At 42.8% G+C, this 13,551-nt stretch carries 10 protein-coding genes; 2 read left to right on the forward strand and 8 right to left on the reverse strand.

Annotated elements, in window-relative coordinates; translation table 11 throughout:
* Positions 1-17 precede the first annotated feature (17 nt).
* Positions 18-3,044, forward strand: a complete 3,027-nt coding sequence (locus J3P43_RS14570; RefSeq protein ID WP_255903670.1) for a glycosyltransferase family 117 protein — start codon at positions 18-20, stop codon at positions 3,042-3,044.
* Positions 3,045-3,110: 66 nt separating this feature from the next.
* Here the strand turns inward: J3P43_RS14570 and J3P43_RS14575 are convergent, their stop codons facing one another.
* A complete protein-coding gene (locus tag J3P43_RS14575) occupies positions 3,111-4,064 on the reverse strand; it encodes an acetyl-CoA carboxylase carboxyltransferase subunit alpha (RefSeq protein ID WP_255903672.1) in 954 nt (317 codons plus the stop codon).
* Between the two features lie 151 nt (positions 4,065-4,215).
* Here J3P43_RS14575 and J3P43_RS14580 point away from each other — a divergent pair, with 151 nt between their 5' ends.
* Positions 4,216-5,196, forward strand: coding sequence for a glycoside hydrolase family 43 protein (locus J3P43_RS14580; RefSeq protein ID WP_255903674.1), 981 nt, complete (start codon positions 4,216-4,218; stop codon positions 5,194-5,196).
* 42 nt (positions 5,197-5,238) lie between these two features.
* Here the strand turns inward: J3P43_RS14580 and phoU are convergent, their stop codons facing one another.
* The 7 genes from phoU to J3P43_RS14615 form a co-directional block, all read right to left on the reverse strand.
* Complete coding sequence (phoU, locus tag J3P43_RS14585; RefSeq protein WP_255903676.1) at positions 5,239-5,916, reverse strand: phosphate signaling complex protein PhoU; 678 nt, start codon at positions 5,914-5,916, stop codon at positions 5,239-5,241.
* A gap of 15 nt (positions 5,917-5,931) precedes the next feature.
* Entirely contained in the window at positions 5,932-6,684 is a 753-nt protein-coding gene (pstB, locus tag J3P43_RS14590; RefSeq protein WP_255903678.1) for a phosphate ABC transporter ATP-binding protein PstB, read from the reverse strand.
* A gap of 7 nt (positions 6,685-6,691) precedes the next feature.
* Positions 6,692-7,549 (reverse strand): phosphate ABC transporter permease PstA, encoded by an 858-nt coding sequence (pstA, locus tag J3P43_RS14595; RefSeq protein WP_255903680.1) that lies wholly within the window; start codon positions 7,547-7,549, stop codon positions 6,692-6,694.
* Positions 7,542-8,420 carry a phosphate ABC transporter permease subunit PstC gene (gene pstC / locus J3P43_RS14600; protein ID WP_255903682.1) on the reverse strand — a complete coding sequence of 293 codons (879 nt, stop codon included), beginning with the start codon at positions 8,418-8,420 and terminating at the stop codon, positions 7,542-7,544. Before pstC ends, pstA begins: the two co-directional genes overlap by 8 nt.
* A gap of 47 nt (positions 8,421-8,467) precedes the next feature.
* Positions 8,468-9,481: a PstS family phosphate ABC transporter substrate-binding protein gene (locus tag J3P43_RS14605; RefSeq protein ID WP_255903684.1), complete on the reverse strand. Its 1,014-nt coding sequence runs from the start codon at positions 9,479-9,481 to the stop codon at positions 8,468-8,470.
* Positions 9,482-10,631: 1,150 nt separating this feature from the next.
* Positions 10,632-11,384 (reverse strand): SDR family NAD(P)-dependent oxidoreductase, encoded by a 753-nt coding sequence (locus J3P43_RS14610; RefSeq protein ID WP_255903686.1) that lies wholly within the window; start codon positions 11,382-11,384, stop codon positions 10,632-10,634.
* Positions 11,385-11,397: 13 nt separating this feature from the next.
* Positions 11,398-13,548 carry an alpha-glucuronidase family glycosyl hydrolase gene (locus J3P43_RS14615; RefSeq protein WP_255903688.1) on the reverse strand — a complete coding sequence of 717 codons (2,151 nt, stop codon included), beginning with the start codon at positions 13,546-13,548 and terminating at the stop codon, positions 11,398-11,400.
* Positions 13,549-13,551 lie beyond the last annotated feature (3 nt).

The raw sequence follows: 13,551 nt of genomic DNA on the forward strand, positions 1-13,551 counted from the left end.
AGCTTTTCTACAAATATATGCAATACACTAAAATCAATAACCTTCTGGGCTGGGTTTGCTTCCTGATAGCAGCAATCACGTATACTTTAACGCTGGAACCAACCACAAGCTTCTGGGATACCGGCGAGTTTATTGCTTCAGCTTATAAATTACAGGTTGTCCATCAGCCGGGAGCTCCATTGTTTATTATGATTGCCAAGGTATTCTCTTTGCTTGCCAGCGATAAAACCCAGGTAGCTTTTTGGATGAATATGAGCTCTGCTATCGCGAGTGCTGCAACCATATTGTTTCTTTTCTGGACCATTACCGCACTGGCACGAAAAGTTTTTGTGCGAAGCGGAGAAGAACTGTCGAGTGCCGAGATCGTTACCATAATGGGTGCAGGTCTAGTTGGCGCCCTGGCGTACACATTCTCCGACACTTTCTGGTTCTCGGCTGTCGAAGCTGAAGTTTATGCCTTATCATCATTATGCACCGCCATTGTTTTTTGGGCAATTTTAAAGTGGGATCACCATGCTAATGAGGCGGACTCTGATAAATGGCTCATCTTTATTGCTTATATCATGGGACTCTCCATTGGAGTGCATTTACTAAACCTTTTGGCCATTCCCGCCATTGCATTGGTATATTATTTTAGGCGTAGATCCAACCCCACTGCCAAAGGAACACTTTGGGCTCTTTTTATTGGCATCATCATATTAGGCATTATCCAATACGGAATTATATTATATCTGGTAAAAACAGCCGCCTACGTCGACCTGTTTTTTGTTAACACTCTTGGTCTGGGATTTGGTATTGGCGTGATCATTTTCGCAGCATTGATTATCGGCGGACTGACCTATGGAATCTTATATTCTATACGGCATGCAAAACCGGTTCTTAACCTGGCACTAATCTGCACAGTCTTTATTTTACTGGGATATGGCTCTTACGCGATGATTGTTATCAGGGCCAAAGCGGATCCAACTCTTAACAACAATGATCCGGATAACGTTTTTTCGCTGTTAAGCTACCTGAGCCGGGAACAATATGGCGACAGACCGCTGTTATATGGCCAGTATTTTGACTCTCAACGTATAGACTATAAGGAAAAAGGTAATATCTATCGCAAAGGCGAAGAAAAATATGAAGTTGCCAGTCAGAAGTACGAATATGTTTACGACCGCAACACTCTATTACCGAGAATGTATAGCGATGACGGACAGCATACCAGTTTTTATCGTGAGTGGATGCAGCTGAGTGAGAGTGAATCTCCCTCGTTTATTCACAACCTTGGATTTCTTTTCAGCTATCAGACTGGTTTTATGTATGCCAGATATTTCTTATGGAACTTTGCCGGCCGACAGAACGACGACCAGGGACATGGAAACAACACTAGTGGCAACTGGATCAGTGGAATTAAGCCGCTTGATGCCTGGCACCTGGGCTCGCAAGACGACCTGCCTCCTAGTATAAAAGACAATAACGCTTACAACCGGCTCTATTTTCTGCCTCTGATTTTGGGGTTAATTGGCGCCATCTGGCATTTTGGCCGCAACCAGAAAGACGCCGGTGTGGTGGGCCTTTTATTCTTCTTTACAGGGATGGCTATTGTATTATACTTAAATCAAACTCCGTTGCAGCCCCGTGAACGGGATTATGCCTACGCTGGCTCCTTTTATGCCTTTACCATATGGATTGGCTTGGGTGTAGTAGCCATCGCTGAGTTTCTGCGAAAGAAAGTTTCCATGTCGGCCGCCGGCATTGGGGCAACTGTTATTGGGTTGCTGGCCGCTCCTGTGCTTATGGCGAAGGAAAACTGGAACGATCATGATCGTTCCGGCAAAACCACCGCACGCGATTTCGCAATAAACTATCTTGAATCGTGCGCACCCAATGCAATTTTATTTACTTATGGCGACAATGACACTTACCCACTTTGGTACGTTCAGGAAGTAGAAGGCGTTCGTCCGGATGTTCGTGTAGTGAATTTAAGCCTGCTTGGAACCGACTGGTATATCCGCCAGATGAAAGAAAAAGTAAACGAAGCGGAAGCACTGCCAATTACTATGCCCAACAGCAAGTTTGTGCAGGGTGTGAGAGATGTCATCAGATATTACGACTATAAAGTGGAAGGCGCTGTTGAACTCAAAACTGTCTTCGACGTACTTACCTCGGATGAAGAAAGTGATAAGGTACCTATGCAGGATGGAACTAAAGATAATATTCTGCCGACCAAAAACTTTAAAATCTCGATTGACCCTAACCAGCTTCTCGCAACAAAAACGGTTCGTCCAGATGAAGCAGCAAACATTTTACCCATTCTTGAATGGAAGTACAATAAAGATTATGTAACCAAAGCGGAGCTTGCCATGTTCGATATATTGGCTCACAACAATTGGAAACGTCCTATCTATTTTGCGGTAACCGTCCCTGCGGATAACTATATCGGCTTAGATAAATATCTTTTTAATGAGGGGTTTGCTTATCGGTTACTTCCTTTAAAATCGACTACACCTGCTGATTCCACCGGAAGAAATGAAGATCTGATTCATACCGAGGCGATGTATAGTAATATGCTGAATAAGTTTAAATGGGCGAATATAAAGAATGCCCCTTATCTTGACCCTGAATCGACAAGGATGATTGCCATTATTATAAAAAGCTTTAATCAGCTTGCAGAAAACCTTATTAAAGAAGGTAAAATGGCTGAAGCGAAAAAGGTTATGCTAAGAGCGCAGGAAGTTCTGCCAGAAAAGAATTACCTCTATTATTATATTCTTCATCGCTATTATTCAGCAGACCTGTTATATCAGGTAAACGAACCGGAAAAGGCAAATAAACTTGTAGAAAATACTGCCAATTACATTGTGGCTGAACTTAATTATCTCCTGAACCTCTCGCGCGGAGGCCAGGTCTCAAACGACTTGCAACTAGGTGCTCAGGTGCTGAACGAGTTAATTAAAACTACTGAGAAACATAAACAAAGTGCATTAACTCTAAAGCTTCAAAACAAATACAAAGCACTGGAGTCGCGGCTGATGGGAAGTATGCAGATGCAATAAACAGGTAACAAAAAGGGGCGCTTCGAATGAATGAAGCGCCCCTTTTTGTTAAGTAAATTTATATTCTTATTCGAGCACTACCCCCATGGCGCAAAACTTCTCTATGCGCTCGCTAATAACCTGATCGATGTCTTTGCCTTTAAGAGTGGTTAAATCTTCCAGTATTTTACTTTTGATGGTTTCAGCCATTTTTTGCGGATCGTGATGTGCGCCCCCCAGCGGTTCAGGAATAATTCCGTCTACCAAACCATTTGCATGCATATCTTCGGCCGTCAGTTTTAACACTTCGGCAGCTTTTTCTTTAAAATCCCAGCTTCTCCATAAAATAGAAGAGCATGACTCAGGAGAAATCACAGAATACCAGGTGTGTTCGAGCATGTATACCTTATCTCCTATACCAATCCCCAAAGCACCGCCCGAAGCTCCCTCACCAACTACAAAACAAAGTACCGGAACTTTTAACACAGACATTTCCAGCAGGTTGCGGGCAATAGCCTCACCCTGCCCGCGCTCTTCAGCTTCCAAGCCCGGATAAGCACCAGGAGTATCAATGAAAGTAATTACCGGCTTATTAAATTTCTCGGCGAGTCGCATCAGCCGCAAAGCCTTCCGATACCCTTCGGGATTTGCCATACCGAAATTGCGAAACTGGCGCAGCTTTGTATTAGTACCTTTTTGATGACCAATGATCATTACGGTTTGGCCATCGATGGTTGCAAACCCGCCAACAATAGCTTTATCATCCTTTACAGTACGATCGCCATGCAGTTCAATGAAATCATCACAGATCATTTCAATATATTGTAAGGTATATGGCCTATCGGGATGCCTCGATATCTGGACGTTTTGCCATCCGTTAAGGTTGGTATAAATGCGCTGCTTTGTAGCTTCAAGATTGGCTTCAAGCTCTGCAAGCGTTGAAGACATATCTACTTTGGTCTTCTCAGCTACCTGTTTTACCTTTTCTATTTGCTGTTGAAGATCAGCAATAGGCTTTTCAAAATCAAAAGAAGTATTCATTCACAAATCTCTTAGACAAGTGGGCTAAGTTAGGAATTTAGTGCGCAAATGGGAAAAGGTTATTCTCATAAAATCTGGCGATGATATTTGCAGCGTAGAATCAGTTTTTTATATTGCAACAATAAACGTATATATGACACTTAATCAATTTATGAAAACCTCCTTTTCCATCGGAGGGATCTTTCTTTCACTACTGTGCCCTAACCAGGCAACTGCAACACAACGGGATACTACCATAAATACAAACGGAAATCCCCTGTTTTCGCACAAATACACGGCTGATCCGGCAGCCCTGGTCTATAAAGACAAAGTTTATCTTTACACGGGACACGATGTCCCTCCTGTAAAAAGAGAGGGTTATGTGATGCACGACTGGCTGGTTTTCTCGTCCGAGGATATGGTAACCTGGACAGAACATCCGGTACCCTTAACTGTAAAGGATTTTAAATGGGCCAAAGACGATGCCTGGGCTTCGCAGGTAATTGAAAGAAATGGCAAATTTTACTGGTTTGCCACGGTTAGTCATGGAAGCATTCATGGTAAATCGATCGGTGTCGCGGTAGCCGATAATCCTCTGGGGCCATTTAAAGATGCCCGTGGGTCGGCATTGATTACCAACGATATGACCAAAAAAGCAAAGATCAGTTGGGACGATATCGACCCGACAGTATTTATTGATGATGACGGGCAGGCTTATTTGTTTTGGGGGAATACCACGCTACATTACGTGAAACTTAAAGATAATATGACCGAGATGGACGGCGATTTCAAAGAAATTTCGGTGCCGAACTTTACGGAAGCGCCCTGGGTACATAAGCGTAAAAAATGGTATTACCTCTCGTATGCCTACCAGTTTCCGGAGAAGATTGCTTACGCGATGAGCAGGAGTATCCACGGTCCATGGGAATACAAGGGCATTTTAAACGAAATTGCCGGGAACTCCAATACTAATCACCAGGCAATTATAGATTTCAAGGGGAAATCATATTTCATTTATCACAATGGAGGTGTTCCGACCGAAGGCGGAAGTTTCAGGCGATCTGTATGTATCGATTATTTGAAGTATCGAAGAGATGGAACCATGAAACGGGTGGTGATGACCACAGAAGGTATTAAGCCAACCAAGAGATAGGTCAAAATAAATAAGCCATCCGATCTGGGATGGCTTATTTATTTACGCTTCCGATTTCTTTATTTTCTTAATGTGTTTTAGGATTTTAGCCTCCATATGGAAGATGATCTCCTCGGCGATATTTGTGATATGATCTCCCACTCTTTCCAGCTTGCGGATAATAGTTAGCAGGTAAAGCGCCTGATGCACATTAGCCGATTTCTGCGAAATATAGCTTGCAATTACTTCAGTTGCATTTTTATTGATCTCATCGAGGATATTGTCCTGATTAAAAATGGTACGCGCCAGTTTCGTGTCGCCAGATTCGTAGGCCTTTGAAATAGACTGCAGCATTAGATTCACTGTATCTGCCATCACCGAAAACCTGGTTACTTTTATCAGTTCTTTATCGAAACATTCGCCAGCCATCAACAAATACTGCGCAATTCCCTCAGCGCTATCGCCTATCCGTTCGAAATTACTATTGATTTTTAAAGTAGCAAAAACGAAGCGCATATCCGTCGCAAATGGATTTAGCAATGCGAGAATATTTTCGCATTCCTTATCAATAGATAACTCGTAGGCGTTTACTCTCTTCTCATTGAAAATAACTTCGCTTGCCAGGTCTTTATCACCTTCAGTCAAGGCAGTCAGGCTCTTCTCTATTTGGGCTGTTACCAACTGAGCCATCTCGGTCATCTCGGCCTTTAATTTCTGTAACTCTTCTTCTAAGTGCGTCATAGTTATAATGATATGTTATCCGAATCTGCCGGTTATATAATTATGGGTCTGCTCCTTTTTCGGATTAGTAAAAATTGTGGTGGTGGTATTGTATTCAATAAGCTCGCCCAGGTAAAAGAAGGCCGTCTTATCACTTACCCTTGCGGCTTGCTGCATGTTGTGAGTCACAATAACGATAGTATACTTGCTCTTTAGCTCATATATCAGCTCTTCTATTTTGGCAGTCGACAAGGGATCAAGTGCTGATGCGGGCTCATCCATTAAGATCACAGACGGCTCAACAGCCATAGTCCTGGCAATGCATAAACGCTGCTGCTGCCCGCCAGACAAGGATAAAGCCGACTTTTTCAAGTCATCTTTAACTTCGTCCCATAAGGCTGCTTGTCTTAATGAGCGTTCAACGGTCTCGTCCAGAACCGACTTATCTTTTACACCTTTTATTCTTAATCCAAAAGCTACATTTTCATAAATCGTTTTCGGAAAAGGATTGGGCTTCTGAAATACCATTCCGATCTTTTTGCGATGCTCGTCAACGTTGATCTTGCTTTTATAAATGTTTCTTCCGTCAATAAGAATATCACCGGTGATCCTTACATTGTCGATCAAATCATTCATCCTGTTAAAGCAACGAAGAAAGGTTGATTTTCCACATCCCGACGGCCCGATGAAAGCAGTAACGGTGTTGGGATCGATTCCCAAACTGATGTCTTTCAAGGCCTGTTTCTCGCCATAAAATAAATTTACATTTCTTGCTTCAAGCTTTTGCATTTCTGAATTAAAATCGAGTTTTTTTGTTGTACCTGTTTCTTAGGATAACTGCTATCCCATTCATCATAAAGGTAAATAAAAGTAATATGATTATGGCAGCAGCGGCATTGGTTACAAATCCGGCCTGCGGACGAGTAACCCAGTTAAATATTTGTATGGTAAGGACCGTGAACTCATCCATCGGATTAGTTGGCGCAAAAGGCACATAAACAAGCGCTCCAATTACGATCAACGGAGCGGTCTCTCCTACTGCCCGCGATATCGCAAGAATCAGGCCTGTTAATATCCCGCCAAAAGAAGATGGTAGAACAATGGAGTATATCGTTTGCCATTTTGTTGCGCCCAGGCCATAGGCTGCTTCCCGAATTGATTTTGGAACCGCTTTAATTGCCTCGCGGGTAGATACAATAATTAAAGGTAGTACCAACAAAGAAAGCGTTAAGCTACCGGTAAGAATGCTATTACCCAGACCAAGAATTCGTCCGAACAACTCGAGGCCAAGGATACCGTAAATTATAGAAGGAACACCAGCCAGATTGGCAATGTTTATTTCAATAAAATTGGCAAAGCGGTTTCTTTTCCCATATTCTTCGAGATATATACCTGCGGCAATACCGATAGGGAATGCAATAATTACCGTGAGTACAAGAATCCAGATCATACCCAGCAAAGCGGTATAAATACCTGCACTAGCTGCCCGCCGGGAGGGGAGATTAGTGATAAAGTCGAGGTCTATACGGGTGAGGCCTTTCGAGAGGATATCATATAATAGAACCGCCAAAACCAGAAGTCCGAAGAAGGTACACGCGATTGCAAAAAATTTAAATGCCGTATCCTTAATTCTGTTTACCTGTGAATTATTCATACTTCTGGTGATATTTTCTCTTTATAACGAAACTGATGTTATTTAACAGGAATGTGAAAATAAACAAAGTGATTCCGGCCGAAAAAATGGTACTGTATTCGATAGAATTCCTTGGCACATCTCCCATACTTACCTGGACGATATAAGTAGTTATAGTTTCGAGTGAAGTTAAAGGGTTCAGCGTAAGCTTTGGCTCCTGTCCGGCGGCAATTGCCACGATCATGGTTTCGCCTATGGCACGCGAAATAGCCAGAATAACAGAAACTATGATTCCGGAAGAAGCTGCGGGCACCATTACTTTGAATGCGGTTTGTAAACGCGTTGACCCCATGCCGTAAGCGGCTTCGCGCAGCGATTTTGGCACAGCCCTCAATGCATCTTCGCTTAGAGAGGAAATATAAGGAATGATCATAACACCCATTACAAGCCCTGCTGAAAGGGCGTTAAAGCCCGACAAATTTGGAAGTACTCTTTGCAGCAACGGCGTTACGAAGGTGAGGGCGAAAAACCCATAGACAACCGTAGGAATAGCAGCCAGAATTTCTAACAAAGGCTTTACCACAGCGGTAAATTTCTGATTGGCGTATTCGTTTAAATATACGGCAATAGTAAGCCCCAGTGGTAGAGCCACTAAAATTGCAATTACAGTAACGAGTAACGTACCGCAAACAAGAGGCAGAATCCCGAATTTCTTGTTAGCAAACAAGGGAGTCCACTCGGTTTCGGTAAAAAATTCAATAATCGAAACTTTAGAAAAGAAGTTAAACGTCTCTGAAGCCAGAATAACGATGATACCCAAAGTGATCAACACCGTTAGAAGACTGCACAGGAAAAGGATGACTTCAATTATTCTTTCTTTAACGCTTACCATTTAAGGGAGGAATAATGCTTCCGGGGAATCCGGAAGCGTTAAAATCATTACTTTGTTCCAGAACTTAATGCTTCCGTCAGGTTCACGCCAATCGTGCTGCGCCCAACCCCAAAGGCGCTACCGGTAACTTTTTTATCAAAACGGGCCTGAACCAATTTATACACTTCCGGTTTCAAAGGAACCGAGCCTATTTCCTGCGCCAATGACGCGGCGTTCTCCAGATAAAACGTAATAAAAGATTTCACTTCAGGCCTATCGGCCGATTTCGCATTTACATAAATAAATTCAGGGCGCGATAGAGGAGTATAGGTTCCGTTGCTGACGGTTTCCTGACTGGGAAGAATTCCCGGCTTTCCATTAGCGCTAATTGGCACTAGCTTCAGTTTATCTGAATTGTTTTCGTAATATGCCAAGCCGAAATATCCCAGAGCATTTTTATCAGAAGATACACCTTTTACTAATACGTTATCGTCCTCACTAGCATTGTAGTCGCCACGAGAAGATTTTGCCTTTCCGACAACAGCTTCTGTAAAATAATCATACGTTCCAGACGCAGTTCCAGCGCCGTATAAATTGATGGGCTGATCCGGAAAACTGGCCCGAACCTGGTTCCAATTTTTAATTTTGCCCTGAGCTTCAGGCTCCCAAAGTTTTTTCAACTCGGCGATAGTTAAAAAATCAACAAAGTCATTCTCTTTACTTACCACTACTGCAAGTCCATCGTAAGCTACAGGAAGCTCGATAAACTCAACACCACCTTGCTTGCAAAGCTCGATCTCTTCAGAGGTAATTGGCCGCGAAGCATCATTTATATCAATTTCGCCCCTTGAAAACTTTTTAAAGCCGCCACCAGTACCCGACTCTCCAACGGTAACTCTAACCCCCGATTCCTCATTTCTATACTCCTCGGAAACTGCCTCGGACAAAGGATAAACGGTACTGGAACCGTCAATTTTGATTTCTCCGCTTAAAGTCCCGGATGCCTTTTTACTGCTCCCACCTCCGCAAGAGGCTAGAAAAGCGATCAATACAATAAAAAGAGTAGCTTTTGTAATTTTCATGACTTGTAAAAATTGCTATACGTTTAATTTAATGTTAACTCCGCCAATTAGTTCATTTCAGGACTAACAATCATGCTGATATTATGTTAGCAATAAAATGAATGATGCCCAGATTATTCCGAGCATCCAAAAGTATTAAGCCAATGTTAATTAAAGCAGCAGACTGTGTTAAGTTTATGTTAAGCAACAACCAAATATTACCATTGCATATCATTGATCTGGTGGTCGAGCCTATAAACCAATATCACGCTGCCTATACGTATATCCGACCGAAATAAAACAATAATTATTTGATTTTCAATAAATTAACCGTATTTTTAATTACCACTAAATTAATCTCGTTATGAAAGCAAACACCCTTATTAACCACGTTGCAACAGCTACCATAGTGGTAGAAGTTATTTTGCTATTAATTGCAATCTTTATCGGGATAAAGATTTTGATCAGCTGATATCCGGGGATAATCGTCCCTATTGTTCATAGCACCGGGCCGCCAGAGTGAAACTATCTATTTGGCTAAAACTCTGTCGGTCCGCACAACTCTTCACGCAGAAACATCTCATGCCCTGGCATGTACTTCACTACTATTGACCTCTTCTGCCCTTCCCGCAGGTATATTGTGTGCGCGTTTCCAAACTTTCTACTCGGTTTTGAGTTATTCAAAGAACTTAACTGACAATATATGAACAACCTATTCAGAGCACTAATTGCGGGCTATGGCGCAAAAAAACTTGGCGGCGGCTGTCTTTCAACCATCGTTATTTTCATTTTGATCTATTATGCTCTGGGCCATTGCTAGAACTAAATAATTTCTGAAACATATTCCGGACTATTACATATAAAGACATCACGCCCTCAACCATTAAGTCAGGTGTGTTTCTTTGGATGGACTGTGCTGAAAGACCTGGAACGCTGACTGATTATTTGCGTTAAGCAACAAATCATTTTCATATCTTTATTCAGCATGTTAAAACCTCAGTTGAGCCAGAGCACAACTCTCAGAAGAGCAAGAAAAATTGTTATCCTCCTGGTAGCCTTGTTAATTATAACAGGATTTGTGAAGTGGCTATTTTCGTCAATGGTGCAAACTCTATAGAGTGATCAGGGCTTTGCCGCGTGCTTATAATCTTTACAGCAGCCGGCAATGTTTCTAAAAGCCTATCGAATTTCCGCCATCTACGGGCAAGACTACCCCGGTAATATACTTTGCTCCATCGGAAGCAAGGAATAAAGCAGTCGCACCGATATCAGCTGTTTCGCCTAAAAAGCCCATGGGCGTACGCGACATCACCTTCTGCTTCCGTTCAGGATCGCTATTCAATGCTTTGGCCGACATATCAGTTGCGATAAATCCAGGAGCTATCGAGTTAACTCTAATTCCCTTTGGGGAAAGTTCTACAGCCATCGCTCGGGTCATACCATCAATCGCTGTTTTTGAGGCAGTGTATGCGATCACTTTGGGGATACCATATTGAGATGCCATAGAACTAATATTGATAATTGAACCAGATCCCTTCTCGATCATACACTTTACGACTTCTCTCGACATTGCGAAAACAGAGCTTAAGTTGGTATGTAAAATGCTTTGAAAATCTTCATCTGTTACATCGCAGAACTCCTTTTTCATATTGATACCGGCATTATTAACCAGAATATCAATTTTGCCATAGCGGGCCGAAATATCTTTAACCAATTCGGGAATCTGTTTTAAGTTTCCCAGATCGAAGGAAATAGTCTCGCATAAATCGCCAAGATTATTTTTCGCCTGCTGGAGTTTTTCTTTATCACGGCCTATAATGATGGTGAAGATGTCGTTCTTTACATATTCTGTTGCTATCGCCAGGCCGATCCCCGAAGCACCGCCTGTTACTATTGCGATCTTTTTTTTCTGTATTGATTCCATGTTTTGCTATATGTTATATCCCTGGTGCGTAGGGAAATTCTAATTTTTGATAATACTCTAATGAATGCGCTGGCTTTGGATACCCGGCGGGAACCGGCCTTTTCGAAAATTGCTGAAAATAAAGCACACAGGCATCACGCCACCATTGTGCCTCTTTAAATTGGATAGCCAACAATGATTTCACTTGTTCGAAGCGTTCCTTGTCAATTTTTCCTTTTTGCAGGTTCCAGGTGCTCTGCATTACCTTCACATCGTCTACGCCCTTGTTGTATTTGTAACATAGTTCTTCCCACAACGTTCGGCCCGACTTCATTTTATGATCCCAGGATACATGATGAAACCACAATAAGTATTCCTCAGGACAGGTATTAATATTTTCGAATTTTGCTTTGACCTCGGGGGCGTACTGGCTTAGCGCATTACTGCCACTACTGGTTCTATTAAATCCGATTCCAAAAGAATCTGCCTTATGGTAGTATACCGATGTCCAGTCTGCCCTCTCCTTATCTTTAATCCACGGGCCAGGACCATAATGATGGCTCCATCCCATTAAATGGTGGAGGCCAAGAGGCGTCATATAATTTACTATCGCTTCGCGGGATAACATCATAATTGATCTAGCATCTTCAACAAAACCAGCATCTTTTGAAAAAGTCAGTTTCAACCAGTCGCCCGCAATCTTTACAGACGAGGCTTCAGGATTCCAAGAAAGCCGCCCAAAAGCGTACCAGTTTGCCTGTGCAAAGGGATGGCCCGTCCAGTTAATATCATTTCCGATGTTTGAAACACCGGCCATCCCCGTAAGGATATGGCTTTCCAAAGTTCCATCAATCACTTTCGCCACCGTAGAACCAGCGCCCTGAGCATAGGTATCTGACTTTAGCGTTTCTTCGAACATGGGTGCCAGATAAGCGAGATGAGTGGCGAAGCCGAGGTATTCCTGAGTCATCTGGAATTCCATAGCCAGCGGTGTTTTCGGCATAGCTCCAAACAGGGGGTGAAAAGGTTCGCGCGGCTGAAAGTCAATCGCGCCGTTTTTCACCTGAATCATGACATTGCTTTTAAATTGGCCGTCAAGCGGTTTGAATTCGTTGTAAGCCTGCTTTGCCCTATCGTCCGGCACCTTGTTATCGTAAACGAAAGCACGCCACATTACAATTCCACCATGAGGCTGAACCGCCTCCGCAAGCATGTTTGCGCCGTCGGCATGGTTCCTTCCGTAGTTCTGCGGACCGGGTTGTCCTTCAGAATTTGCTTTAACAAGAAAGCCTCCGAAATCCGGAACCAGAGAGTAAATTTCATCTGCTTTAGCTTTCCACCAGGCTTTTACATTGGTATCTAAAGGATCAGCAGTTTTTAACTTCCCTAGTTCTATGGGAGCGCTAAAACGGGCAGTTAAATACACTTTAATCCCGTAAGGCCTGAAAACATTTGCCAGGGCCGCAACTTTGGCCAGGTATTCTTTACTCAGGATCAAGGCATTAGCATTTACATTGGTCAAAACCGTACCATTAATTCCTACTGAGGCATTTGCCCGGGCATAATCCTTATAACGAGGATCAATGTAATCAGGCAGCCTGTGCCAGTCCCATAAGGAAAAGCCCGCATACCCGCGTTCAACTGTACGGTCTAGATTGTCCCAATGATTTAACAATCGATGGCTTATAGAAGGCTTATCTTCAATAGATAAATTAGCCACGGTTTCTTCCATCTGCAATAGTTTGAGATATGAAAACACTCCGTAAAGCACTCCTATATCAGTATTAGCCGTAATAACAGTAACTCTTTTTTGATTGTGGTTCAGGGTTTGGATGATATACCCTTCCCGCCCGACCGACCTTAACTTTTCCGACGAAATGAGCCCCTTCAGGAGGCCAAGAGTTACTGGCGTACCGACAAGAATTGCGCCTGGTTTACTAATGGTTTGCTTTTCAGGAATACTCATCCCTAATAATCCTCGCAGACCTTGAGTTAACTCAAACTTTGCAGCCCTTAGGGTTTCTGAGGAGGCAGGAAATATTAACTCGGAAGCGGCAGCCCGATAGGTTTTTAGTTTTGAAGGATTTTTAACCGGATGATATCTTAACCACAAATCGTACCCGTTTTCGGCTTTGAGAAATTGGCTTAAAAACAGGAAAACCACAAGAGCTACAATTTTTTTCATATG

Origin of the sequence: Paradesertivirga mongoliensis (assembly GCF_024436395.1) — a bacterium.
GTDB lineage: Bacteria > Bacteroidota > Bacteroidia > Sphingobacteriales > Sphingobacteriaceae > Paradesertivirga > Paradesertivirga mongoliensis.